The sequence below is a fragment of the Rhizobium sp. 268 genome (assembly GCF_036571585.1).
GTDB classification, from domain to species: Bacteria; Pseudomonadota; Alphaproteobacteria; order Rhizobiales; family Rhizobiaceae; genus Rhizobium; species Rhizobium redzepovicii.
Map to the genome: position 1 here is coordinate 18,654 of NZ_JAPPSO010000010.1, position 24,098 is coordinate 42,751.

Annotated in this window: 23 protein-coding genes; 9 read left to right on the plus strand and 14 right to left on the minus strand. The window is 60.4% G+C overall.

Features of this window, described 5'->3' with window-relative positions; all coding sequences use genetic code 11:
• Positions 1-12 precede the first annotated feature (12 nt).
• Genes OS035_RS19945 through OS035_RS19965 form a run of 5 tightly spaced genes read left to right on the plus strand, consistent with a single transcriptional unit; the run spans position 13 to position 6,623 of the window.
• On the plus strand, positions 13-954 hold the full coding sequence (locus OS035_RS19945; RefSeq protein WP_097626286.1) for an SDR family NAD(P)-dependent oxidoreductase: 942 nt from the start codon (positions 13-15) through the stop codon (positions 952-954).
• Entirely contained in the window at positions 944-2,893 is a 1,950-nt protein-coding gene (locus tag OS035_RS19950; protein WP_097626287.1) for an HAD-IIIA family hydrolase, read from the plus strand. Before OS035_RS19945 ends, OS035_RS19950 begins: the two co-directional genes overlap by 11 nt.
• A complete protein-coding gene (locus tag OS035_RS19955; protein ID WP_003591637.1) occupies positions 2,890-3,870 on the plus strand; it encodes a GHMP family kinase ATP-binding protein in 981 nt (326 codons plus the stop codon). The genes OS035_RS19950 and OS035_RS19955 overlap by 4 nt, the downstream gene beginning before the upstream one ends.
• 9 nt (positions 3,871-3,879) lie before the next feature.
• Positions 3,880-5,097: an NAD-dependent epimerase/dehydratase family protein gene (locus OS035_RS19960; protein WP_097626288.1), complete on the plus strand. Its 1,218-nt coding sequence runs from the start codon at positions 3,880-3,882 to the stop codon at positions 5,095-5,097.
• The gene (locus OS035_RS19965; protein ID WP_097626289.1) at positions 5,094-6,623 is read left to right on the plus strand and encodes an FAD-dependent oxidoreductase; all 1,530 of its coding nucleotides are present in this window, start codon (positions 5,094-5,096) and stop codon (positions 6,621-6,623) included. The genes OS035_RS19960 and OS035_RS19965 overlap by 4 nt, the downstream gene beginning before the upstream one ends.
• A 14-nt stretch (positions 6,624-6,637) precedes the next feature.
• Here OS035_RS19965 and OS035_RS19970 read toward each other — a convergent pair whose 3' ends face one another.
• The 12 genes from OS035_RS19970 to OS035_RS20025 all read right to left on the minus strand — a co-directional run bounded on the left by OS035_RS19970 (position 6,638) and on the right by OS035_RS20025 (position 18,090).
• Positions 6,638-7,438 carry a phosphate/phosphite/phosphonate ABC transporter substrate-binding protein gene (locus OS035_RS19970; RefSeq protein ID WP_331813996.1) on the minus strand — a complete coding sequence of 267 codons (801 nt, stop codon included), beginning with the start codon at positions 7,436-7,438 and terminating at the stop codon, positions 6,638-6,640.
• A 40-nt stretch (positions 7,439-7,478) separates the two neighbouring features.
• A complete protein-coding gene (locus OS035_RS19975; RefSeq protein ID WP_183855684.1) occupies positions 7,479-8,933 on the minus strand; it encodes an NAD-dependent succinate-semialdehyde dehydrogenase in 1,455 nt (484 codons plus the stop codon).
• Between the two features lie 10 nt (positions 8,934-8,943).
• The gene (locus OS035_RS19980; RefSeq protein WP_097626292.1) at positions 8,944-10,020 is read right to left on the minus strand and encodes an ABC transporter ATP-binding protein; all 1,077 of its coding nucleotides are present in this window, start codon (positions 10,018-10,020) and stop codon (positions 8,944-8,946) included.
• A complete protein-coding gene (locus tag OS035_RS19985) occupies positions 10,017-10,817 on the minus strand; it encodes an ABC transporter permease (protein ID WP_097626293.1) in 801 nt (266 codons plus the stop codon). The genes OS035_RS19980 and OS035_RS19985 overlap by 4 nt, the downstream gene beginning before the upstream one ends.
• A 1-nt stretch (position 10,818) precedes the next feature.
• Positions 10,819-11,691, minus strand: a complete 873-nt coding sequence (locus tag OS035_RS19990) for an ABC transporter permease (protein WP_064841519.1) — start codon at positions 11,689-11,691, stop codon at positions 10,819-10,821.
• A gap of 112 nt (positions 11,692-11,803) precedes the next feature.
• Positions 11,804-12,814, minus strand: a complete 1,011-nt coding sequence (locus OS035_RS19995; RefSeq protein ID WP_097626294.1) for an ABC transporter substrate-binding protein — start codon at positions 12,812-12,814, stop codon at positions 11,804-11,806.
• A 49-nt stretch (positions 12,815-12,863) separates the two neighbouring features.
• Positions 12,864-13,187, minus strand: coding sequence for an NIPSNAP family protein (locus OS035_RS20000; RefSeq protein WP_088939231.1), 324 nt, complete (start codon positions 13,185-13,187; stop codon positions 12,864-12,866).
• A gap of 4 nt (positions 13,188-13,191) precedes the next feature.
• A complete protein-coding gene (locus OS035_RS20005; protein WP_310808110.1) occupies positions 13,192-14,655 on the minus strand; it encodes an aldehyde dehydrogenase in 1,464 nt (487 codons plus the stop codon).
• Positions 14,656-14,659: 4 nt separating this feature from the next.
• Positions 14,660-15,700 carry an LLM class flavin-dependent oxidoreductase gene (locus tag OS035_RS20010; RefSeq protein WP_183779839.1) on the minus strand — a complete coding sequence of 347 codons (1,041 nt, stop codon included), beginning with the start codon at positions 15,698-15,700 and terminating at the stop codon, positions 14,660-14,662.
• Positions 15,697-16,632 carry a flavin reductase family protein gene (locus OS035_RS20015; RefSeq protein WP_183779842.1) on the minus strand — a complete coding sequence of 312 codons (936 nt, stop codon included), beginning with the start codon at positions 16,630-16,632 and terminating at the stop codon, positions 15,697-15,699. The genes OS035_RS20010 and OS035_RS20015 overlap by 4 nt, the downstream gene beginning before the upstream one ends.
• The gene (locus OS035_RS20020; protein ID WP_097626298.1) at positions 16,629-17,474 is read right to left on the minus strand and encodes an alpha/beta fold hydrolase; all 846 of its coding nucleotides are present in this window, start codon (positions 17,472-17,474) and stop codon (positions 16,629-16,631) included. Before OS035_RS20020 ends, OS035_RS20015 begins: the two co-directional genes overlap by 4 nt.
• Positions 17,475-17,487: 13 nt before the next feature.
• On the minus strand, positions 17,488-18,090 hold the full coding sequence (locus OS035_RS20025; RefSeq protein WP_097626299.1) for an amino acid synthesis family protein: 603 nt from the start codon (positions 18,088-18,090) through the stop codon (positions 17,488-17,490).
• A 432-nt stretch (positions 18,091-18,522) separates the two neighbouring features.
• Here OS035_RS20025 and OS035_RS20030 point away from each other — a divergent pair, with 432 nt between their 5' ends.
• The 3 genes from OS035_RS20030 to OS035_RS20040 all read left to right on the plus strand — a co-directional run bounded on the left by OS035_RS20030 (position 18,523) and on the right by OS035_RS20040 (position 20,384).
• A complete protein-coding gene (locus tag OS035_RS20030; protein WP_183855695.1) occupies positions 18,523-18,684 on the plus strand; it encodes a hypothetical protein in 162 nt (53 codons plus the stop codon).
• A gap of 134 nt (positions 18,685-18,818) precedes the next feature.
• A complete protein-coding gene (locus tag OS035_RS20035) occupies positions 18,819-19,625 on the plus strand; it encodes a helix-turn-helix transcriptional regulator (protein WP_183779845.1) in 807 nt (268 codons plus the stop codon).
• A gap of 120 nt (positions 19,626-19,745) precedes the next feature.
• Positions 19,746-20,384, plus strand: coding sequence for a LysE family translocator (locus OS035_RS20040; RefSeq protein WP_183779848.1), 639 nt, complete (start codon positions 19,746-19,748; stop codon positions 20,382-20,384).
• Between the two features lie 254 nt (positions 20,385-20,638).
• Here OS035_RS20040 and OS035_RS20045 read toward each other — a convergent pair whose 3' ends face one another.
• Both OS035_RS20045 and OS035_RS20050 read right to left on the minus strand, forming a co-directional pair.
• A complete protein-coding gene (locus OS035_RS20045; RefSeq protein ID WP_097626301.1) occupies positions 20,639-21,334 on the minus strand; it encodes a GntR family transcriptional regulator in 696 nt (231 codons plus the stop codon).
• A 144-nt stretch (positions 21,335-21,478) separates the two neighbouring features.
• Positions 21,479-22,849, minus strand: a complete 1,371-nt coding sequence (locus OS035_RS20050) for an FAD/NAD(P)-binding protein (protein WP_183779851.1) — start codon at positions 22,847-22,849, stop codon at positions 21,479-21,481.
• Positions 22,850-23,074: 225 nt separating this feature from the next.
• Between OS035_RS20050 and tauA the strand changes: the two genes are divergently transcribed.
• Entirely contained in the window at positions 23,075-24,088 is a 1,014-nt protein-coding gene (gene tauA / locus OS035_RS20055) for a taurine ABC transporter substrate-binding protein (protein WP_183779854.1), read from the plus strand.
• Positions 24,089-24,098 lie beyond the last annotated feature (10 nt).

Genomic DNA, 24,098 nt, shown 5'->3' on the forward strand with positions numbered 1-24,098 from the left:
GGAGCTGCCGACATGCATGCCTTGGTAACGGGAGGGGCCGGATTTATCGGCAGCCATCTCTGCGATCGCCTTTTGGCCTTGGGCTATCGGGTAACCGCGATCGACAATCTTCACCTCGGCCGGATGCGCAATATAGATCATCTCCAGGGCCGGACGGATTTTCGCTTCCAGAAGCTTGATATGCTCGATCGGGAGGGCATGGATCAACTCTTTGCGACAGATCGTCCTGATGCTGTTTTCCATCTCGCCGCCAATTCCGATATTGCCGCGGGCAATACCAATACGGAATTGGATCTGCAGCTGAACCAGCTTACGACGACGACGCTGCTTGCCATCATGCGCAAGCACGGTGTCGGCAGGCTTTTCTTTGCCAGCACTTCTGCGGTTTTCGGCGAAGCCGAAGGAAACATCCACGAGAACCACGGCCCCCTGCGGCCGATCTCGCTCTATGGCGCCAGCAAGCTTGCTGCGGAGGCCTATCTGTCCGTCTATGCTCTGTCATTCGGCATCAAGACGCTGGTGCTGCGCTTTCCCAATGTGGTTGGGGAGCGCTCAACCCACGGGGCAATCTACGACTTCATCAACAGATTGAAAGCCGATCCGACGAGACTTCAGGTGCTCGGCAACGGAAGGCAGACGAAGCCCTATCTCTATGTCGGCGACCTGGTGGACGCGATTCTCCTGGCCTGGGACAAGGCGCCCGGCCCCTATGAGGTATTTCACGCCAGCGGCATCGGCGAGACGTCCGTCCGGGATATCGCCGAAATCGTGGTCTCCAAGGTCGCGGCCGGAGCTGCCATCGAATATGGAAGCGAGGACCGCGGCTGGCTGGGCGACGTGCCGCGCTTCAGCTACGACATAAGCCGGCTGGTAACGCTGGGCTGGTCTCCGAAGCGGAAATCGACAGAAGCCGTTGAACTTGCCGTCGAACGGATTCTGGCGAATGGCTTCTGAGGACGCGATCCGCCAGGCGATCATTATTGCCGGTGGCCTTGGAACGCGCGCGCGCAGCATGACGGGCGATGCTATCCCGAAGGCGCTTCTGCCGCTTGCCGGCGTGCCGATCATCTTGCGGCAGATCCGCATCCTGGCCCGCGAAGGTATTCAGCATGTGCGCGTGCTTGGTGGTCACCTCGGCAGCCAGCTCGAGCCCGCCCTTGGTCCGGAAGCTGAAAAACTCGGCATCAAGATCGAGGTCTTCGTCGAGAAATCTCCGCTCGGCACGGCGGGCTGTCTGACGACATTGGACATGACGGCCGGCGACGTCCTGATCGTCTACGGCGACATGCTTTTCGATATCGATCTATCGGCGCTGACGCGTCATCGTCAGCAATTTCCCGCCGCTCTGACCATCATCGCCCATCCCAACGATCATCCCCGCACATCCGATCTCGTCGTCCAGAAGAGCGGTTATCTCCAGCGCCTCTTGCCCCACAAAACGCCGCGCGATGCGGATTGGCGCAATCTGGTGCCGGCCGGTTTGTATGTTGCCTCCGAGCAGTTTTTCCAGGCGCTCGTGCCGGCGCAAACGGCGGATATGATCCACGACGTCATTCCCCGCCTCCTCGAACGGTCCGTTCCGGTCGCGATTTATGACACGCCGGAATATATGAAGGATACCGGGTCGCCGAGCCGGCATGCTGCCGCCGAGGAGGACCTCCGGCAGGAACGGATTCATGCGGCGCATCTGTCGGTGCGAAGGCCCGCGGTTTTCTTCGATTGCGACGGCGTGCTCAACGAAGATGTCGGCGGCCATGGCGTCATCCATCCGGACCAGGTGAAGCTGATCGACCGGGCAGGCGAAGCCGTGCGGCTCGCCCGTGAGGCGGGCTTCCTGACGATTGCGGTCACGAACAGACCGCAGGTCGCCAAAGGCTTTCTTGATGAAACCGGGCTGGATCATGTTCTCGGTCGCCTCGAGGCCGAGCTTGCCGAAGATGGCGGCGTCCTGGATCGCATTTATTTTTGTCCGCATCATCCGGACAAAGGATTTCCCAACGAAGTCGCCGCGCTCAAGATCGATTGTGCCTGCCGGAAGCCGGGCGATCTGATGATCCGCCAGGCCATGTCGGAACTGCCTGTCGAAAAATCGAAATCCATCATCATCGGCGACAGCCTGCGCGACATAGGTGCTGGCCGCAAGGCGGGCATCTGGTCCTACGGCGTTCGGACAGGCTATGGCCTGCGGGACGAAAAGAGCTATCCCACCGTCGAAACAGAGATTCCGCATGCCGATCTTGTCTTCGACACGGTCTATGACGCGGTCCGTTTCCAATGCGGCTACCAAGAGATCGGCAAGACTCTGTCCGGTGCGATTGATGAACGGCTTTCATCTACGGCCGGTCCGTTGCTCATCAGCATATGCGGCCGTTCCCGCTCCGGGAAAAGCACGTTTGCGCATGCCGTTCAACGCATGCTCTCGGAAACAGGGCGGAGGGTGCAGAGACTTGAACTCGACCGCTGGATACTGCCGCTCGAACATCGCCGCCCCGACATGAATGCGGAAGAGCGCAGCAGAGTGGAGCTCTATCCCGAGATCGTCAGCATGCTGCGCCGCTCCGGACAGGTTAAGGCACCCGGCTATGACGCGGCAAGCCGCGGCCGGCTTAGGGGTACCACCGCCTATGACGCCCGCGATGCCGAGGTCATCCTCATGGACGGCATCTTTGCCGGACATGCGTCGATCCGAGAACAGGTCGACATGTCCGTCTTCGTCGAAGCATCTCAGCAGAGCCTGCTGAACCGCTTTCACACGTTCTACGCCTGGAAAGGCCTTACGCCAGTTGCCGCCGAAGCGCTCTGGCAGTCGCGAATTCAGGAAGAGTGGCCGAGGATCGATCTGCAGCGCAAATCGGCCGATATCGTCATCAATCTCGAGGAGGCAATCCTTTGATCGTTTCATCCGCACCTTTTCGGGTCAGCTTCGCCGGCGGCGGCTCGGACATAGCGTCCTACTACCGCCGTCAGGCGGGCGCGGTACTGTCCTGTGCGATAGCCAAATACAGCTTCGTGATCGTGCACAACTATTTCAATGAAAACAAATATCATCTGAAATATACGCGTACCGAACTTGCCGAGACGCTTGAGGAGATTGCGCATCCGCTGTTGCGCGAGGCACTTCGGATGCATCGCGTCGAGCCCGGCATCGAGGTCGCTTCCGTCGCCGACATTCCCTCCGGGACGGGTCTCGGATCCTCCAGCTCCTTTTCCGTGGCACTGATCAACGCGCTCTATGCTCACAGGTCGCGTTTTGCCTCCAAGGACCAGTTGGCGGAAGAAGCCTGCAAACTCGAAATCGATATCCTCAAGGAGCCGATTGGCAAACAGGACCAATATGCAGCCGCTCATGGCGGCTTGAACTTCATCGAATTCAATTCCAACGGCAGCGTGAACGTACAGCCCGTCGTCCTCAGCTCTGAAAAGATGGCAGAGCTTGAGAGCAACATCCTGTTGTTTTTCACCGGAAGCCAGCGCGATACGCGCTCTGTGCTGTCGACGCAGGTGCAGGCCATGGAGGCGGACGAGGAAAAATTTCGGACCGTCGAGCGCATGGTGCAACTGGCTTACGAAATGCGCGACATCCTGATGAGCGGGGATCTCGGCGCCTTCGGCGAAGCGCTTCATCGCGGATGGATGATGAAAAGGTCGCTGACCTCGAAGATCACCAACAGCGCGATCGACGAGTTTTACGATGCGGCCCGTGCTGCCGGCGCCATCGGCGGCAAGCTGGCAGGTGCTGGCGGAGGGGGCTTCCTCGTCCTCTATTGCCCGAAAGACCGCCAGGAAAAAGTGCGCCAGGCGCTGTCGCAGCTCAAGGAAATCGAGTTTCGTTTCGACTGGAGCGGCGCGCGTATCGCCTTTGCGCAGTAGAGGGTGTGAATGGCACCGCGTCTCATCATCACGGGATCGACCGGCTATATCGGCGCAAGACTGGCAGCGATGGCGCGTGAGCGCGGCTTCGAGGTGGTTGAACTCGGCCGGCGGTCCGGAGCCAAATGGCGCATCGGTGATGCGCCTGCTGCCTCCGACCTGGAAGGGGCGGTGGGAATCGTCCATCTCGCGCATTCCTGGGCCACCGAGCCGGAGGCCGCCGAAGAAGACAACATCAATATATCCGGCACGGTGACATTGGCGGAGGCCGCAAAGGCAGCCGGCGTGCCGCGTTTCGTCTTTTCCTCCTCCACTTCGTCCCGGCGGGAGGCGCTCAATGTTTACGGCCGCACCAAATTCAGGATCGAACAGCATTTGGCTGCCAGCCCCGCAGCGCCGATCGTTCGCGTTGCACGAATAGGGCTCGTCTATGGTGGACCACGTACCGCCATGTACGGGCTGATGGCCAAATTGGCCGCCTTAAGTCCGCTTCTGCCGATGATCGGGCTCAGCCGCGAGGTCCAGCCGATTCATCTCGACGAAGTCGTTGAAGGTCTGCTGGCATTGGCGACCCAGGAGAGCCAGCCGCCGCAGACATTCGTGCTTGCGCAGGAAAATCCGATAAGCTTTGCCGCATGGCTCAGAATGCTTCGCCGCAGTCAGGGCAAGGGCAATCTCCATTTCATACCGGTTCCCCTGGCCGCCGCACTCCTTGCCTGCCACATGACCAAGCTCGTGCCGTTGATCCCGACGGTCGATCCGGAGCGCGTCCTGGGGCTTGCGGGTGCCGCGCCCATGGAAAGCGGCGAGAGCCTCAGATTGCTTAAATTGAACCTGGCTGACCCGATGACTGTGCTTTCTGGCGAATTCGGCCAAACAGGCGAGGAGCGATCGCGCAGTGAAGCGCAGGCTCTGTTGCGATATCTCGGCATCGCGCCGACGGAAATGCAGCTCCAGCGGCTCTGCGAAGGGCTTCGGCGTGAAGGGCTCTCGCCGCTCGGCCTTTCCACAACGGTGATCAGGCATCCGCGCCTGCTGGCGTTCTTCGAGCCGCCGGCCAGTCGGACGCAGCATCGTCTCGCCCGAGCCCTCTATCTAGCCGACCTCGCGAGTGAACCGGAAAGGCATGCCGGCCAAAGGGCCGGGTTTTTCGGCGCAGCATTGACCATCGCCGGCGATGTCCTGCTTTTTCCGCTACGCGCGCTTTTGGCCGGGACATATCGATGAATGCGCCCGACGCCGACTTCATCATCATCGGCAGCGGCCCTGCCGGCGTCTCCGCTGCGTTTCCGCTGATAGCGGCCGGCCGTCGCGTTCTGATGCTTGATGCCGGCGATGACTTGGGATTGCAGGAGGAAAACCGCAGCGTCCGTGTCCTGGGAAGCGATCTGGAATCGCTGCGCGTCGACGACGGCAGCTCGCCGAAACTGCAGACCCCTGTATCACGCGGGATTCTCGAACGGTTCCAACGCGACGCCGGAATATCGGGCGATGGCTTCAAACCGATCGGCAGCCTCGCGCGCGGCGGGCTCTCCAATATCTGGGGTGCGCAAATCAGCTATCTCGACGCTGGGGATATCGCCGATTGGCCGATCGACCTCGCGTCCCTGCAGAGCTCTTACGAGCGGGTCGCCCAACGCATCGGGATCAGCACCAACGCCGATCTCACGACCGGCGCCGATGGCGAGGCCGTCCTGCCGCTTGGCGCGACCGCCGCCCATGTTCTTCGTCGGCACAAGGCTGCAAAACCGGCGGATGGATCGTTTCGGCTATTTGCCGCCGTCAATGCGATACTCTCCGAGGCGAGGCCCGGACGGGCGACGTGCGATCTGCGCGGCGACTGTCTCTATGGCTGCCCCAGCGGCGCGATCTATAACAGCAGGCAGGATCTGCTTGCGTTGCGAAAGTCACCGCATTTTCGTTTGCTCGACAACAGGCGGGCCGTCTCGTTGACACGCGGCTCAGGCTGGACGGTCGGAACGGCCGATGGATCGTCATTTTCCGCACCGCGGATCATTCTTGCCGCAGGAGTTCTCGGAACGGCCGCCCTGCTCACCGATCTTCTGCCGATCGGCCAGCAGGGACTGCGTCTCCTGAACAGCCCCACACTGGCCATCCCTCTGCTCTCTCCCGCGAGATTGCTGCGTTCGACGACGCCGACGCACAGTCTTGCGCAACTCGGATTGTCACTGCGCTATGGTGACGGCGCATCCGATTACGTGACGGGCGCGATCTATGAAGTCGGTTCCCTGCCGGTGCAGAGTTTCGTCAACAGGATGCCCCTCGGCCGAAAGGCCGGGCGAGCCGCCTTCGAACTGATCGCCGGCAGCCTTCTCGTCGCGACGATCTACTATCCCGGCGATCAAAGCCGGAGCTACATTCATCGGGATGCAACGGCGAAAAAAGGGCTGACCGTCCGCGGCGGTTTCACGGACGGTTTCGAAATCCGCGCCGAGGCTTTGAAAAAAGCGCTTCGCCGGGAATGGAAACGGCTGGGGCTTATTCAGCTCCCGGGCGCATCGCTGGCGGAGCCTGGTATTGACGCCCATTTCGCCGGCACTCTACCTATGGGCGAAGCCGGCCCGTTCGGCAGCTCCTCGGACGGCGAATTGAATCTTCACCCGGGTCTTCACGTCGTCGACGGCTCCATTCTTCCCGATCTATCCTCGAAATACATCACCATGACGATCATGGCCAATGCCGATCGCATCGCCCATCGTCTTGCCGCATTGGAAGCACCTGCGGCGCAGTGAAGTCCGCCGCCTCTTCAAGCGGTTAATTGCGGCAATGCGTCGCCGGCCAATGAGAGAAGCGGCTCGTAGTCGGCTTCGGAAAGCACCGCGAAATCAACGAGGCCGAGCGTGGCCCGCGTCGCCGCCAGCGCTGGCTCCTTGACAGCGGCGGTCAGCGCACGGCGCAGGAGAAAGACCCTCTCGTCCGAAGCATCGCCTGAAGTTACGAACGGCAGTCCTGGGCCTTTCGGTGTTTCGGCGATGATGCGGACCCCGTCGACATGGCCGGGATTGAAGCGGCGAATATTGCCATAGGTGATGCAATCGATGGCCGCGCTATCCGCCCTGCCCTCGACGACGGCAGCGATGCTGTTGCTATGGCTGCCGGTTTCGATGATCCGCCCGAAGAAACGGCCTTCGCGGGCACGCGGAGCGACGGCCGCGTGAAAGAGATTGCTGCCGGAATTGCTGTCGGGGCTGTTGATTGCAGCCGTGGTGCCGCGCAGATCCTCCAGCGTGCGAAGGGAAGAACCCGTGCGGACGATGATGAAGCTGCGCATCAGCGGACCGTCGCAGCCGGGATGATCATAAACCGGCGTCGCAACCAGGCGAACTTTGCCGCGCAGGCGGCTGGCAAAGGGATAGCCGCAGGTCTGCGAAAGGAGAAGATCCGATCTCAGCCAGGCCTCGTCATAGGGCAGCGTCCGATCGAGCGTTTCGGGCAGGTCCGTCAGGCCGGCCTGCGAGAGATAATGCCGGAGGAACGACCAGAGCTTGGCCGTCGCATCTGCAAGCGGCTGGGGTGTGAGATACATCGCTATACTGGCGAATTGCATGCTGGTCTTTCTTTTGCGGCATGCGCAAATGTCGACCAAGTCAGGCAATGCCGCCCAAGCATACATACTTGAGTTCGGTATACTCGTCCAACCCGTGCCTGGAGCCTTCGCGACCGAGACCCGACATTTTGACACCGCCGAACGGCGCCTCGGCGGTTGAGACCAGACCGGTATTGACGCCGACCATCCCATATTCGAGCGCTTCAGCGACACGGAAGACCCGCGACAGATCGCGTGCATAGAAATAAGAGGCAAGCCCGAATTCGGTGTCATTTGCTTGTTCAATGACGTCCTCTTCGTCGCGGAAACGAAAGAGCGGCGCAAGAGGTCCGAAGGTTTCCTCGCGGGCGACCTGCATGCCGGCCGCGACATCGCGGAGAACGGTCGGTTCGAAGAAATGGCCGCCAAGCGCATGGCGCTTGCCGCCTGAAACAATCCGGGCGCCCCTAGAGACGGCATCGCCGATATGGGCTTCGATCTTGGCAACGGCGTTTTCGTCGATGAGCGGGCCGAGCACGACATCGCGCTCCAGGCCATTGCCAACCTTCAGTGCCGAAACGGCCGTCGCCAGCTTGGCGGCAAAGGCCTCATAGACGCCGTCCTGGACATAGAGCCGGTTGGCGCAGACGCAGGTCTGGCCATTATTGCGGAACTTGGCGATGATTGCGCCTTCGACGGCCGCGTCGAGATCAGCATCGTCGAAGACGATGAAGGGTGCATTGCCGCCAAGCTCGAGGCCGAGCTTTTTGATCGTCGGCGCGCATTGCCGGTAAAGCAGCTCGCCCGTCCGGGTGGAACCGGTGAAGGTCAGGACCCGGATGTCACGGCTTGCCGTCAGCGTCCCGCCAATTGCGGCAGCATCACCGGTCACGATGTTGAGCAGGCCTGCCGGCAGGCCGGCGCGCTCTGCAAGAATGGCGATGGCGATTGCCGAGAACGGCGTCTGCGGCGCCGGCTTGAGAACGACGGCGCAGCCGGCGGCAAGGGCCGGGCCCACCTTGCGGGTGATCATCGCATTTGGAAAGTTCCAGGGCGTGATCGCCGCCACCACGCCTGCCGGCTGACGCAGCACGAGGATGCGCTTATCCGGTTGATGTCCCGGTATGGTCTCGCCGTTGATGCGTCTTGCCTCCTCGGCGAACCATTCGATGAAGCTCGCGCCATAGGTGATCTCTCCCTTAGCCTCAGTGAGCGGTTTTCCCTGCTCCAGCGTCAGGATCATCGCCAGATCGTCGCGGTTTTCGATCATCAGGCGGTGCCATGTCTTGAGTATGGCGGCGCGCTCGCTAGCGGTCTTCTTCGCCCAAAGCTTCTGGGCGACGACAGCGGCGGCGATGGCATCCTCCGTTTCCGCGGCTCCGAGGTCGGGGACCGCGCCGAGCGGTTCGCCGGTCGCCGGATTGCGCACCGTCGTCGCCTGGCGGCCTTCCGCTTCGATCCAGCGGCCGGCGACGGGGCATGCCTGACGGAACAGCGAGAGATCACTGAGCTTCATAGGACGACTTTCAACAGAACACGTGGGCCGCACCCGGATCGAAATCCAGATTCACCGTATCGCCGCGGCTGAGCCCGGTGATCGCCTCATGACCGAACGGCAGACGCACCGCCAGCGCCTCGCCGTTGGCCATTTCGGTGGAAACGTGGATATTGTTGCCGAGGAAAGTGATGTCGCTGACAGTCGCGGCGAGACCCACTCCCGCATGAGCGCGCGACAGCCGAATGCGCTCCGGCCTCAGCATCAAGGCTGCTTTTGTGCCGGCAGCGCCTTTTCCATGCACCGGAATGCTGTTGAAGACGGTTCCGCGGCCTAGCGAAATGGTGGCCTGTCCGTCGGATGACGACAGCAGGTCACAGGAAATGAAGTCGCTGTCGCCGATGAATTCGGCAACGAAGCGGGTCTTCGGATTGGCGTAGAGTTCGGGGCCGGTGCCGATCTGGTCGATGACCCCCTTGGAAAAGACAGCGATGCGGTCGGAGAGCCGCAGTGCCTCTTCCTGGTCGTGTGTGACATAAAGGATCGTCACTTCGGTCTGCTGGTGGATGCGACGGATCTCATGCTGGATTTCCTCGCGCAGCTTCTTGTCGAGCGCAGACAGCGGCTCGTCCATCAGAAGCACCGGCGGATCATAGGCAAGGGCTCTGGCAAGCGCGACGCGCTGCTGCTGGCCGCCGGACATTTGCGCGGGCTTGCGATCCTCGAAGCCTTCGAGACGGACGAGGCGCAGCATCTCCTTCACCTTGCTGTCGATCTCGGCCTTGGACTTGCGCCGGACCTTCAGCGGAAAGGCGATGTTTTCACCCACCGTCAGATGCGGGAACAGCGTGTAGCGCTGGAACACCATGCCGATGTTGCGCTTGTGCGACGGCGTGGCGAGCAGGGTCTTGCCCTCCAGCGTAATGTCACCTTTCGTCGGATTGTCAAATCCCGCCAGGATGTACAGCGTCGTGCTCTTGCCCGATCCCGATGGCCCGAGAAAGGTCAGGAACTCCCCGCGCCGAACGTCGAGGGTAACATCATGTACGGCGACCACAGGGCCGTATTCCTTGCGTATTCCGCGGATCTGAAGGAATGGTTCGTTCATTGTTTCAGTACCTTACGCACGACGGCAACCAGCGCCATCAAGATGATCGTCAAAAGGATGAGAAGGGTCGATGCGGCGGCGACAACCGGCGTCAGGTCTTGCCTGAGCGTCGCCCATACCTTCACGGGCAGCGTCTGCAGGGTCGGGCTGGACATGAAGATCGCCACCACCACCTCGTCCCAGGATGTCAGAAACGAGAAGACGGCCGCCGAAAACAACCCGTGGCTGATTGCCGGAAGGGTGACCCTGATCTTCGCTTCCAAAGGCGAGGCGCCGCAGAGCACGGCCGCGTCCTCGATCGACTTGTCGAAGCCTTCCAGGGCACTCGAGATGGACAGGATCGAGAAGGGCAGTGCCAGCACGAGATGCGAAATGACGAAGCCCGTCAGCGTGCCGCCAAGGCCGATCCTGAGAAAGAAGGCGTAGAGGGCGACCGCCAGAACCACGACCGGAAGGATCATCGGCGTCAGGAACAGCGCTTTCAGCGCATCCCGGAACATGAACGAACCACGCACCAGCCCGAAGGATGTCACAAGCCCGAGCAGCACCGACAAGATCGTCACGATGACCGCGATCTTGAGGCTCGTCAAAGCCGATTCCAGCCAGCGCGGGTCGGCAAAGAGTTCGCTGTACCACTGAAACGTCCAGCCCGGCGGCGGAAAGATCAGCCACTGCGAGGAGCCGAAGGACAGCGCCGCGATGAACACAATCGGCAGCAGCAGGAAGGCTGCGGTCAGAAGCGTTATGCCGAGAAGGACGTATTTCCACCAGCCGAGACGGTCGAAATTGAGCAGCATGTCAACGTCCTCCCGGGTTTTGATTGCCGAAGAAGCGCAACTGCACGGCATAAAGCGAGAGCGTCACCACCAGAAGGACCAGCGCCGCAGCGCCCCCCATTCCCCAGTTGACCAGCGACTGCACGAACTGCGCGATCAGCTCCGCGAGCATCATGTTGGCAGTGCCGCCGAGAAGCGAGGGCGTGACGAAATAACCAAGTGACATGACGAAGACCATCAGGGCGCCCGCCGCCATGCCGGGCATCGCCAGCGGCAGCAGAACCCGCGTCAGGCACTGCCAGCGGTTGGCGCCACAAAGGGCGGCCGCCTGCAGGGTCGACGGATCGATCTTCTTGATCACGCCATAGAGCGGCAGGATGATGAAAGGCAGCATGATATAAGTCATGCCGATTGTGACACCGGTCAGATTGTTGACGAGCGCCAGCGGCTGGTCGATCAGGCCCATTCCCATCAGCATCTTGTTGATCAGCCCGGTGCGTTGCAGGAGCACCATCCAGGCATAGGTGCGGGCCAAGAGGTTGGTCCACATCGACAGCAGCAGGATCGCAAAGATCACCGAGGTCAGCCGGCCGGGCATGATTGCCAGCGCCCAGGCGACGGGAAAACCGATCGCGAGCGAAATCACCGTGACGAGACCCGAGACGATGAAGGTGTTGGCGAAAATCTTCAGATAGGTCGATGACCCGATCAGTTGCGCATAGTTTCCCAGACCCGGCACGGGTTCCAGCACGCTTCGCAACAGCAGTATCGCCACCGGCACGACGAAAAAGATACCGACGAAGGCGAAAGCCGGAACGACCCCGCTGAAACCTGTCGGCCTGCGTATCTTCGGCAAGGGCGCAATTACGCCGGATGCATCGCTAAACGTCGACATGACAGTCCTTCCCACCCGTCAATTTCCGCGAGGCGCATAGGTGCAACCGATTGGCACTGGCGCTGCGGGGGCACGGCGACCTTCGCCGTGCCCGTTGATCTCAAGCTTCAGCTTATTTCGCCTGCCAAGCGTACCATTTCTCGCCGATGGCATCGCGATTATCAGCCCAGTAGGTCATATCGGCATTGACCTGGCTTGCGGTCTGCTGATCCGGCAAGGTCTTGGCCGTTTCCGGGTCCATCAGCTTGGCCGAGTCGACATTGATCGGCGCATAACCGGTGGCCTTTGCCAGGGCGGCCTGCGGTTCGGCCGAGGTCGCCAGTGCAATGAACTTCATCGCAGCTTCGACATTCGGCGAGCCCTTCGGCACGACGAGCGCATCGGCAGCAGTGATGTTCTGTTCCCAGGAGGTTTCAACCTTGATGCCGGTCGCGGCAAGCGCCGTCATGCGGCCGTTCCAGACGCTGCCGAAGGCTGCTTCGGCGGATGCGAGCAGTTGCTGCGACTGGGCGCCGCCCGACCACCAGATGATGTCCGATTTGATCGTGTCGAGCTTCTTGAAAGCGCGGTCGAGATCGAGCGGATAGAGCTTGTCGGCAGGCACGCCGTCGGCAAGCAGCGCCGCTTCGATCACGCCGGGAGCCGACCACTTGTAGAAGGTGCGCTTGCCCGGAAACTTCGCGGTGTCGAACAGGTCGGCCCATGTCTTCGGGCAGGCCTTGACGGCATCGGCATTGCAGCCGATGACGAAGGAATAATAGAAGCTGCCGACCGAATAGTCCGTGACGAAGCGCGGATCGAGCTTGGATTTGTCGATGACGGAGAAGTCGAGCTTCTCGAGCTGGCCGTTCTTGCCGGCCTGGGCGGCATAATCGCCTTCGACGTCGACGACGTCCCAGGTGACTTCGCCGGCCTCGACCATCGCCTTCAGCTTGCCGTAGTCGGTTGGGCCGTCCTGCACGACGGTGATGCCGGTCTTTTCGGTGAACGGGCTTGCCCATGCCGCCTTCTGCGCATCCTGGGTCGTTCCGCCCCAGCTCGAGAAGACCATGTTGTCGGCGTGCACCGGCGCGGAGACGGCGACGAATGCGGCAACCGCCGCGAAAGCAAATGTCGTTTTCATGTTCCCTTATCCTTGTTCTGATTTGTCCTGCGGGTTATGCCTTATGCCGTCAGTGCGCCTCGCTCCCGGGAGAGAAGCTTGCTGGCTTCATAATCTTGTTTTCCGCCACCTCGATGAGGTCGCGAATCTTGGGCAGGAAGGCCTGCCACCGGGGATCGGCCATAAGCCGCTGGCGTCTCGCCTCCCTGTCATCCAGGCTCGTAAAGGCCCAGATGTGGACGATCTCGTTGATCGTGCCGATCTCCGAGAAGAAGTAGCCGACCAGCGTGCCGAGATGGCTTTTCTGGATCTCGATGCCCTCTTCCTCGACGACCTTGAGATATTGCGGGATCGTTCCGTTCTTCAGCCGATAGGTGCGGATTTCGTAAAACATCGCGTCACCTCATCACGAAGGGATCGGGGATCGGATCGTCCGAGGTCCGGAGCCAGATCGTTTTGGTGCGGGTATAATCGAGCGCCGCGGCCATGCCGCCCTCCCTGCCGTGGCCCGACAGGCCGAAACCGCCAAAGGGCGCGATCGGCGATACCGCGCGGTAGGTGTTGACCCAGACGATGCCGGCACGGATGCCCTTCATCAGCCGGTGCGCCCGGGTCAGGTTCTGCGTGAAGATGCCGGAGGCCAGGCCATAGCGGGTGTCGTTGGCAAGCCTCAGCGCCTCTGCCTCGGTCTCGAACGAGACGACGGAAAGGACCGGCCCGAAGAACTCCTCGATCAGCGACGGCGAAGCGACATTGTCGCAATCGAGGATCGTCGGCGGGAAGTAAAAGCCTTCACCATCGATTTTGCGTCCGCCGGTAACGAGACGGGCGCCGCTTTCGACCGACCTGGTAACGAGTGCACCGATATTGTCCTGCTGGCGCCGGGTAGCAAGGGGGCCGACCTCGGTCGTCATGTCGAGCGGCGCGCCGATCCGGATCGCCTCGGCCTTCTCCCGCAGCAGGGCGACGAATTTGTCCTTGACGCAGCGTTCGACGATCAGCCTCGATCCGGCAACGCAGCTCTGCCCTGTCGCTGCGAAAATGCCGGCGACCTGGGCGTTGGCGGCACTGTCGAGGTCGGCGTCGGCAAAGACGATGAAGGGCGACTTGCCGCCGAGTTCGAGCGAGGTGGAGGCGAGGTTTTCGGCCGAGTTGCGAACGACGTGCCGGGCGGTTTCCGGGCCGCCGGTGAAGGCGACATGGGCGACCTTCGGGTGACGGCCAAGAGCCGCACCGCAGGAGGGGCCGAAACCGGTGATGATGTTGACGACGCCGGCGGGTAAGCCAGCTTCGTGCACGAGACGGGCAAATTCAAGCAGTGGCGCCGGCCCGTCTTCCGAGGCCTTGACCACCATGGTGCAGCCGGCGGCGAGCGCCGGGCCGATCTTGACCGCCGACAGGAAGAGCTGGCTGTTCCACGGCACGACCATCGCAACGACGCCGATCGGCTCGCGGCGAAGCCAGACATCCATGTCGGGTTTGTCGATCGGCAGATAGGAGCCTTCGATCTTGTCTGATATGCCGGCATAATAGCGATAATATTCAGCGACATAGGCGATCTGCGCGGATGTTTCGCGGATGATCTTACCGGTGTCGCGTGTTTCCAGTTCCGCGAGGACCTGCGCGTTGGCAGCGACGAGGTCGGCGAGCTTGTAGAGCAGCTTGCCGCGCTGCGTGGCCGTCATCTTCGCCCAGGGGCCATCATAAAGCGCCCTCTCGGCAGCGTTCACGGCCCGATCGACATCGCCCTCTCGCGCTTCGGGCATTTCAGCCCAGACCGCACCGGTGGCCGGATCGATGCTCGGATAGCTCGCTTCGCCATCCGAGAATTCGCCGTCGATGTAATGCTGGAAACGCCGCATGGTGCTACTCCTGAAATGCCGGCATGACCTCGGCGATGAAGCGCTCGAGCGACGCCTTCTTGCGCTCGAAACTCATGCCGGTGTCGATCCAGAAGGAATATTCGTCATAGCCGAGCGCTTCATAGGCCTTGAGCCTGCGGATGACGGTCTCGGCGTCGCCAACGACGTTGTTGGTGCGCATGACCTCGTCCGACAGCATGGCGTTGGCGCGGATCTGCTCGTCCGGAATCCGTTCGATCAGGCCCTGGGTCACCGGCTTCTCATTCTTGAACCAGGCGAAGAAATAGTTGTAGTAGACGCTGAGTTCATGGGCGGCTTGGGCGACGTCTTCTTCCGACGAGCCGACATAGGTGTGGCGCAAAAGCATGATCTTCGACCGCTCGACATCGGGATTCTTGGCGCAGGCATCGTTGAAACGGTCCATCAGCGACTGGACCTCGTCATCGCCCTGCCAGAGCGGCGTGACCTGGACGTTGCAGCCGTTCGCGACGGCAAATTCATGCGAGTTCGGATCGCGCGCAGCGACCCAGATCGGCGGGTTCGGCTGCTGCAGCGGCTTCGGCGCCGACGTGGTCGCGGGGAACTTGAAGAACTCCCCGTCATGGGCGTAGTCGCCGGCCCATATGCCCTTGACCGCCGGGATGAGCTCGCGCATGCGCTGGCCGGCACCCCAGGCGTCGAGACCCGGCAGCAACCGTTCGTATTCGAAGGAATAGGCGCCGCGCGCAATGCCGATATCGAGCCTGCCGTCGCAGATGATGTCGGTCATGGCTGCCTCGCCGGCAAGCTTGATCGGATGCCAGAAGGGGGCGATCACCGTCCCCGTCCCGAGCCTTGCCCGCGATGTGCGCCGCGCGAGATCGGCAATGGTCACGAAGGGGTTGGGGGCAATGGTGAAATCCATGCCATGGTGTTCGCCCGTCCAGATCGCATGCATGCCGCCTTTGTCGGCGATCTCACAGAGCGCGACGAATTCCTCATAGAGGCTCTTATGGCTCTGGTTGGCGTCGAGCCGTTCCATATGGACGAAGAGGGAGAACTTCATGCTTTTGCGCCCTTGGCTGGAATAGGATGAATGGTGCCGCCGGTCTCGTCGCCGAAATAGACGCCGAAATTGCCGATCGAGCTTTCCATCGCGAAGCGGTTGACGATATCGGCGGTCGAGCTGGTCTTGAATTTTGCCGCAGCCAGGGCGTCAGGTTTTACGAACCTGCCGCCGGCCGGCTCACCGTCTCCGGCAACGGCGTGATAGACGATATGCTGCTTCCCATCGCTCTTGCCCTCGTAGACCGAATAAAGAAAGCCGATGCTGACCTTCAGCCCGGTGAGCGTCTCCAGATATTCCTGCAGCGCCTCGGTCGGGTTGCCGTCATGAGCGTCGACGCTCGGCAGGCAGAGCACATCGTCGCCGAGCAGAAGAACTTCTCCGCGGCGCTCGACGACGGCTGCGAGTTCGATATTGCCTTCGCTTGCCGCGGAAACCGCCTTGCTTGCGAGCGTCGGCGTGAAATAGCCGCCGCGCGCATAACCGAGACCATTGCGGCCGCTATTGTCGAAGGATTCGATGCGGCCCATCAGGATGACATGGTCGCCAGCCTCGACGACCTGTTCCATGGCGCATTCGAACCAGGCGGCCACATTCGAGAATATCGGGCAGCCGGCCGATCCCTTGGCCCATTCGACCGCAGCAAATCTGTCTTCGACCGGCCGCGCAAACGTGTTCGACACGTCCTTCTGCGTTTCCGACAGCACGTTGATCGCGAAATGCGGCGTACCGGTCATGGTGGCGAAATTGCGCGACGTCTTGGCAAGGCAGACGAGGAGCAATGGCGGATTGAGCGAGACCGATGTGAAGGAGTTCGCGGTGAAGCCGATCGGATTTCCATCTCCGTCGCAGGCGGTGACGACAGTCACGCCTGTGGGAAAAGCGCCGAATGCATCTCGCAATGCCCTTGGGTCGACAGTCTGGATTGTCATCGTTCATCCTCCCCGAACGACAGCCACTCGGCGAGCAGCGAATTGACGATATCAGGCGCGGTCAGGTTCACCATATGACGATGGCCTTCGACGATGCGGGCCCAGCCCTTCGGCGCAAGCGCCGCCATCTGCTGCGCCATCAGAGGTGTCGAATTCGGATCATCGGACCCCGTTAGGAACAGGGCCGGCCCAGCCACGTCTTTCCAGCGATCGGCATAGGTCTCGTCGCCGCCGGCGAAGGCGGCGTAAGCGACAGCATAACCCTCCGGATCGACGAGGTTGAGCCATTTCCGCGTCAATTCCCGCGCAACAACGCTGTCAGCGTCATCGCCGAACCAGCGAGCCAAGGGACCTTCCTTGTCCACGCCCGTCACCGGAATGGCCGCGGCCCGTGCGAGCACGGCAGCTTTTGCTTGGGGATCGCGCCTGTAAACGCCGTTAAGGTACGCGACACGGCTGATCCGTTCGCCGAACGTCGCCGCTGCTCCTCCGGATACCAACGCACCCATGGAGTGGCCGGCAACATTCACCGTATCGATTGCCATCTCGTCGAGAAAACGCCCGAACCAGGCGACAAACTCATTGAGGCGGCTGCCCGCCGGCAATTTTGCGCTCTCGCCATGTCCCGGCATGTCGACGGCGATGACACGATGGCCGGCCGACAGAAAGGTGATCTGCGGCGCCCAGGCTTCGAGCCGCATGCCGACGCCATGAATGAGAACCAGCGGCTTACCGCTGCCGGCCTCGTGATAGGCCGTTCCGCTTGCCGTCTTCCTTCGGGGCAAGTCACCGGCGACGCTCTTTGCTGCAGCGGCGCCTGAGATCGATCCGGCTGTCAGCATCTCGGAGCCCCTTTCAAACGCCCGCGGGATTGGCGACGTCCTGCCCAAGATCTTTCAGATCCTGGTAGCGGTCGCCGATGCGGTGATGAGGACGCCCCCCCACCGACGCGCCGAGAGCCACGACAATCTCGTTGGCGGCCGGCGCATCGGGGATCGAGGTCTGGATGGTCAGGTAATGCGAGCGACGACCTTCGTCGTTCTTGTCCATCAGCGGGATCATGATCGGCGCATTGGCGGGACCGCGCGTATTGCAGAAGGCGAGATAGGACTTGGCGCCGACGGCGTGACGATAAAAATTGCCGAAGCGAAGCGTGTGGATGAGCGCGGAGGCATGTTCGATCTCACCGTCCAGGCCGACCACGGCGGCCTTGCCATAGGCTTCGACGGCATCGCCGGACCCGACCGCATCGATGATCATCTTGGTCAGCAATTCGCCGAGAACCGGCGCACCGGCGTGGATTTCGGGCTTGAGGTCTTCGACGAAGCCCTGGTCCGCCCATGGGTTCTTCACGACCGCGAAAGCGGTAAACATCTTCAGTGGCACCGCCGCGGCCTTGCCGCCTTCGATCAGCGTCGTTTCAATCTGCAGTCCCGTCTTGCGAATTTGAATGGCCATGGAATATCTCGTCTCTCTGTTTGGTATTATGGTATACCATAATATATGAGTGTCAACTTGGTTTTGGCCGAGACAAAATAAAGTCCGAAGATTGGCTTGGCGTGTGGCGCTTCGTCGCCCGGAAACGCTTGTTCCTTCAGCTCTAGAGCCGGACGGCGCGACGCTCCCTTAGTGACGCGACACGTACAACGCCAATATTTTCCCGGCCCATATGACCGCCTTAGATATTAGTGATTATGGCATACCATCACATCGAGCAAAGTTGGGTGTCAAGCTTGGAGTTTGAATTCTCCTCATTGCCCTGAACATCCAAGGGACACGGATATACGGTAGCTGACAGGTGCTGCTCCAGAGACGGAACCGCTCTGGGTTTGGATATGCAGCAACGGGTTCGGTACTCGGTCAATGTACAAATTGATATACGAGCGCCAATTGAAGCTTGCCCCTGCTTTTCAGATCAGCTTCAATCCCTTTCAGGCTGACATGACCGTCCTTGATGTCGAGCGGCTTGGCCGCCTGGATGAACAGCTTCGTATGTCGAGGTCGGCGCGCGACGGCGTCGGATCACCGGAGGATGGCTGTTTGCCATCGTGATACCGCGCTGAGACTTACTCAGGTGTCAGTTACTTGTCGCCTCTCTGGGTCTCGTAGGTAGCGAGACCATCAACCACCATAAAAAATGATATGAAAAGGTTGCAAATCACGGAGTTCGGGCTTTGGTACTTAGTATGAAAAGAGCTGAAATTAAATTATGGCAAAGCAATGCTATATCTGGTGTTGAATTGTCTAAAGTCTCGCAAAGTTATCATCGCTTTCCAAAGCATTTTCACGACACGTACGCTGTTCACCTGCATGAAAGCGGGACGATGATATTCTCGTATGGTCGAGCAGAGGTGGCATTGAAGCCGGGAAGCATCAATTTGATCCATCCTGGCGTTGTTCATTCTTGCCTTCCTGGAAACGAGCAGCCCCTAAGTTATAGGTGCCTATTTTTGCCCAGAAAATTCATGGACGATTACATGATAGCTTTGGGGAAGAAAGCTTCATGTCCCGCCCATATTTCCTTGCAAGATTCTAGTCTTTTTGGTGCGTTGAGTGCAGCTCACAGGCGGCTTGAGGTTGATGATGGCTTTCTTGGATGTGACACGATCCTGGCGCTTTGCGTTGAGATGCTGGTGTCTCAACGCAATGAGCGAGCCTCCTGGCGCGTCGACAACAGAGAACCGAAACATATCAAAGTGATTCGTGATTTTCTGCATGCGCATTACAACGAGCGTGTATCTTTGGCTTGTCTCGCCGATGTCGTGGGATTGAATCCAGTCTATCTCGTTAGGTCGTTTCGGTCATGCATGGGGATGCCTCCGCATGCCTATCAGACACAGTTGCGGATTAGTCATGCTCGGAACTTGCTTAGGGCCGGTACACCGCCCGCCGAGGTGGCAGCACTCGTCGGCTTCGCCGACCAGAGTCACCTGACCCGATTGTTTAAACAAACCACAGGCGTGACACCCGCATTTTTCGCGCGAAGTTTATAGCGTTCAAGACTAACGGAACCTCCTGTGTGAAATCCTGCTGCGATAGTCCGACAAAACGCAGATGGTACACAACCGTTCGCCCTCAGCAACAGTCCGGGGGAACAAGCAGGAGGAATAAAAATGCCCGCCACCGGTACGCTCGCTATGTTCATCGCTGCGGCATTGACCTTGCTGCTGATTCCCGGGCCGGCAGTTTTATATATCTTTGCTCGTTCTGTTGAGCAGGGACGTGTTGCTGGTGTTGTTTCAATTCTCGGAATTCACGTTGCGACGGGGGTACATATAGTTGCTGCAGCGTTTGGGCTTTCAGCCATGGTCGCCTCATCGCCAATAGCGTTGGAAGTGGTGAAATATGCCGGTGCGGCATACCTGATTGGAATAGGGATCAAGAAGATTCTTTCCCGAGCTGTTTCTTTCGATGAGACCGTGCCCATTAAACCATATCCCTACGGTCATTTGTTTCGCGACGGATTTGCAATCAACCTTCTCAATCCTAAGACGGTTCTGTTCTTTCTGGCCTTCTTGCCTCAATTCATCGACCCGTCCCGTGGATCGGTTGCAGCTCAGACCCTCATACTTGGGATGATTTACACCATTCTTGGAATTATGACCGACGGTAGCTACGCAATGGTGGCGGGAGGCTTCGGAAACTGGCTGAAGCGCAACGCCAACTATCTTACTATCGAACGCTATGTGAGCGGCATTATTCTCGTCGGTTTGGGGTTCATGGCTGCCTTCTTCGGAAGCAAAAGCGCGTGATATTCTTGAATTGCGATTTTTATTACACCTTAAGCTAGGCGTAGCCACGTTACCGGCGCGAATGATGAAGCGCTGGGAGGAGTAAACAATGCAATTGTTCAGGCTCCCAACGCATGGAAACGATAGAATCGTTCCGGATCGACGCAACGCCGGCCAGGAACGGATTACGGATGCAGGCGACAGGCATCGACAATGTCGATGCGAGGCCCCCTACTGGCAGCCTCCTGAAAGACAGCGGTGGTTGACGTGTCAACCTATTCGGCAGGCTTCTGAGCAGACAGCACCGCCTCGGCAATTGCGCTGGCGGCCGCGACATGATCCATCGCGGCCCGCTGGGCCCCCTCGCCGTCGCCACGGCGGATGGCGTCGATAATCTTCGACATCTGGAGCGGCCCCTCAGTGCCGCGCCCTTCCGTCTTGATCGTCATCGAGCGCAGATGGTTGATGCGCACGGTGAGGAGGTTGACAACGCCCCAGGCGACATGCCTGTCGACTCTGGTGAAAAGCGTTTGGTAGAAGGACGAGGTATGGGCAAGCACAGCCGCCATATCTTGGTCGCGATAGCTGTTGCGGATGGCGGTCAGGGATTCCTCGAGAGCGGCGACGATCTCGGGGCTGCCGCGCTCCGCGCATAGCCGTGCCGCCATGCCTTCGAGCGCACCGCGGATCTCATAGATCTGTTTGGCTTCCTCGATATCCAGCAGGGCGACGATCGGTCCCTTGTTCGGCAGATTGGCGACGAGCCCTTCCGATTCCAGATGTCTCAGAACCTCGCGCACCACCGTCCGGCTGACGCCGAGCTGGGCGCAGAGGTCGCGCTCGACAAGGCGGTCTCCGGGACGAAAATATCCGTTAACGATGGCCTCGCGAACTTTGTCGAGCGCCAATTCCCGCAATGTCTTCGCAGGACGCTCCACCCTGATTGCTGCGTCCTTCAGAGCACCGCTCATGCTGTACCTCAGTGTTTGGATTGACTTCGCAGGCTCAACTTCTGCGGCAGCCGAATTCAGGGAATCGTATTATGGCCTACCAAATACTGTAGCTGTCGGCGGCCAGCAATTCAACAGCACTGCGCCGATCCCGAGTTTGTCAGCCTATGCGCCGGAATTTGGCCTTGCCCTGACGATCTCCTCGGCCACGGCCTTCGCCTGCAGCCGAATGTCGGGGACGGCGGTGATCTCCCAGAATTGCCCCGCCGTCAAGGCGCCGACGGCAAACAGCCGGGCCGGCGAAATTCGAGATGGAGCCGTCACCTCGGAAGCCGCATCCACCTGAATGCCAAGGCCAAGCCGATCAGGCACGATCAGCTGAAACCGGCTCATTTCCTTCAGAAGCGGCGAATGGCTGATCCCGGCGCGCTCCATCCCCGTGCAGTTGACCAGCCAGTCCGCCTTGATTTCGGCGATCTCACGCTTGGCCCTGATCCTATAGTCGGCAACGAGCCTGCCTTCCCTGGCCTCGAGCGATTTCAAAAAGCCGGCGTGGAAGCGAACGGAACCGTCCGAGACCAGTTTCTCGAAGCCGGCGAATACGTCGGGCGCGACCCGGTGGCGATGGATGTTCCACCAGGGAAGCGCGTGGCGCAGGAAGCGGGCCCGCTCCTCGTTCGAAAGCCGTTGCCAGAGAGCCTGCGTCACCGGCCTCAGGCCGTCCATCACGCTTCGCCAGTCGGCGACCTCCCTGCTTTTGCCCCGCAAGATCTTCAACAGGCCACTGATCGTAGCGGGAAGCGCGTGAACGTCGATCGGCAGAGGCGCGGGCGGCGTCCTTGCATGGCCGAGCGGTGCCAGGCCGCGCCGCGAAAGCACCTCGATCCTGCCTCTGTGGCCATGGGCGCGAAGTGCCAGAACCTGATCGATCATCGTCAGGCCGGAGCCGAGAACACAAACCGTATCGGGCGGCGCGACTCGCCTCAGCCAGGAGAGCCGCCACGGGTTCTCGACGATGTGGGATCGCAAAAATGGCGGGACGCCGGTCGGATCGACCGGAAGGTTGGCGTTTCCGACGCCAAGACAAAGCACCACGTTTTTCCCGGCAATCTCGTCGCCATTGCCGAGATGGAACGCGAGCGTGCTCGTATAGCGTTCCACGCAGCCCGCCGCCTTGGCCTTGATAAAATCGACCCGGCAACGGCGCTCCCGCTTGCGAAGCAGCCGGGCAAGCGTATCCCTGACATAAAGCCCGTAATCGCTGCGCGAGGCGAAATCGCCTGCCTGCAGCGGACGCCCGTTGCTTTTCAGCCAGTCGACAAAGTCGTCGGGGTGGTGGGGCAGCAGGCTCATGCGGCCGGCAGGAACGTTGAGGCGATGGAGATAGAGCTCCGTCCGGTATGCCGTCCCGCGCCCGAAACCGGGATCGTCGCCGACGACGGCAACCTGCGCCGAAGCGGGAAGCTGCTGGATGAGATTGCAGGTCACAGCGATCGCTGAAAAACCGGAACCGACGACGATCACATCGTATATCAATGCATTCTCCCTGAAGCTTCAAACGCTGTCGAGACATCTCGTCATTTAAGCCCTGACGTCGCTCGCCGGTCCTGCGGACCGCATGAGCGGCAGAATCACGAAAACAATTATCTCTATAGTCTATAAATATAGTTTGTTATTCCTCCCGCCAGCCCCTTCTCGACGATTACCCTTTGAAGGTGAGATCAAGGGGCCGGGTGGCCCTGGAAACAAAAGGGGCTCAGGATGAATTTCAGAAATTTGGTTGCCGCAATCGCGGTCAGCGTCGGCACTCTCGCAACGGCGATCGTCGCCGAGGCGGCGGACAAGAAGGTCGTCGTCGGTTATCAGACCGATGCCCTGCCGTCTTCCGTGGCGATCGCCAACGGCGAATTCGCCAAGGACACGGGCTACGACATCGATTTCCGCAGGTTCAATTCCGGCGCCGAAATTTTTGCCGCCATTGCCTCGGGCGACGTTCAGGTCGGCTATGTCGGCTCCAGCCCGTTTGCAGCTGCGGTGTCGCGCGGGCTCGAGGTCAAGGCCTTCTACCTCGCCTCCATCTCCGGCATCGACGAGGCCCTCGTCGTCCGCAACGGCTCGGGCATCGAAAGCCTGAACGATCTGAGGGGCAAGAAGCTCGCCGCCGCGCCTGTCTCGACTGACCATTATCAGCTCCTGGCGCTGATCAAATCGCTTGGCCTGACCGAGAAGGACGTCCAGGTCTTCGCAGTCCCGCAGCCGGAGATCGTGGCGAGCTATAACCGCGGCGATATCGACGGTGGCTTCGTCTGGGATCCGGCGCTCACCGAACTCAAGAAGAACGGAAAGGTTCTCGTGACTTCCAAGGACGTGGCCGACAAGGGTGCACCGACATTCTCCGCCTGGGTCGCCACCTCGACGTTTGCGACCGAGAACCCGGAATTCCTGAAGGGCTTCGCTTCGGTCATCAACAAATACTACGCCTCCTTTGCCTCCGACAAAGCAGTCTGGGGTCCCGACAGCGACAACGCCAAGTCGCTCGCAAAGCTTCTCGGCGGAACGGCCGAGCAACAGGCCTCGGCCCTGAAGAACCTGACGCTGCTCACCCCAGAGGTTCAGGCATCGGACGCCTGGCTCGGCGGCGGCGAAAAGGCCGGCGCCGGCAAGATCCTCAAGGACACCGCATCGTTCCTGAAAGAGCAGGGCAAGGTGTCCGACGTGCTGGCAAATTACGGCGCCTTCGTCACCGCAGACGCGCTTACCAGCGTCAGCAACTGATCCTCCCCGA

Bases quoted from the DNA above. Each gene is read 5' to 3' on its own strand.
- OS035_RS19975 (WP_183855684.1), bottom strand. From the start codon at position 8,933: ATGAAGCTCAGTGATCTCTCGCTGTTCCGTCAGGCATGCCCCGTCGCC.
- OS035_RS20035 (WP_183779845.1), top strand. From the start codon at position 18,819: ATGAAAAGAGCTGAAATTAAATTATGGCAAAGCAATGCTATATCTGGT.
- OS035_RS19945 (WP_097626286.1), top strand. From the start codon at position 13: ATGCATGCCTTGGTAACGGGAGGGGCCGGATTTATCGGCAGCCATCTC.
- OS035_RS19985 (WP_097626293.1), bottom strand. From the start codon at position 10,817: ATGCTGCTCAATTTCGACCGTCTCGGCTGGTGGAAATACGTCCTTCTC.
- OS035_RS19950 (WP_097626287.1), top strand. From the start codon at position 944: ATGGCTTCTGAGGACGCGATCCGCCAGGCGATCATTATTGCCGGTGGC.
- OS035_RS20015 (WP_183779842.1), bottom strand. From the start codon at position 16,632: ATGACAATCCAGACTGTCGACCCAAGGGCATTGCGAGATGCATTCGGC.
- tauA (WP_183779854.1), top strand. From the start codon at position 23,075: ATGAATTTCAGAAATTTGGTTGCCGCAATCGCGGTCAGCGTCGGCACT.
- OS035_RS20010 (WP_183779839.1), bottom strand. From the start codon at position 15,700: ATGAAGTTCTCCCTCTTCGTCCATATGGAACGGCTCGACGCCAACCAG.
- OS035_RS20020 (WP_097626298.1), bottom strand. From the start codon at position 17,474: ATGCTGACAGCCGGATCGATCTCAGGCGCCGCTGCAGCAAAGAGCGTC.
- OS035_RS19995 (WP_097626294.1), bottom strand. From the start codon at position 12,814: ATGAAAACGACATTTGCTTTCGCGGCGGTTGCCGCATTCGTCGCCGTC.
- OS035_RS19960 (WP_097626288.1), top strand. From the start codon at position 3,880: ATGGCACCGCGTCTCATCATCACGGGATCGACCGGCTATATCGGCGCA.
- OS035_RS20040 (WP_183779848.1), top strand. From the start codon at position 19,746: ATGCCCGCCACCGGTACGCTCGCTATGTTCATCGCTGCGGCATTGACC.
- OS035_RS20000 (WP_088939231.1), bottom strand. From the start codon at position 13,187: ATGTTTTACGAAATCCGCACCTATCGGCTGAAGAACGGAACGATCCCG.
- OS035_RS19980 (WP_097626292.1), bottom strand. From the start codon at position 10,020: ATGAACGAACCATTCCTTCAGATCCGCGGAATACGCAAGGAATACGGC.
- OS035_RS20005 (WP_310808110.1), bottom strand. From the start codon at position 14,655: ATGCGGCGTTTCCAGCATTACATCGACGGCGAATTCTCGGATGGCGAA.
- OS035_RS19990 (WP_064841519.1), bottom strand. From the start codon at position 11,691: ATGTCGACGTTTAGCGATGCATCCGGCGTAATTGCGCCCTTGCCGAAG.
- OS035_RS20045 (WP_097626301.1), bottom strand. From the start codon at position 21,334: ATGAGCGGTGCTCTGAAGGACGCAGCAATCAGGGTGGAGCGTCCTGCG.
- OS035_RS20025 (WP_097626299.1), bottom strand. From the start codon at position 18,090: ATGGCCATTCAAATTCGCAAGACGGGACTGCAGATTGAAACGACGCTG.
- OS035_RS19965 (WP_097626289.1), top strand. From the start codon at position 5,094: ATGAATGCGCCCGACGCCGACTTCATCATCATCGGCAGCGGCCCTGCC.
- OS035_RS19970 (WP_331813996.1), bottom strand. From the start codon at position 7,438: ATGCAATTCGCCAGTATAGCGATGTATCTCACACCCCAGCCGCTTGCA.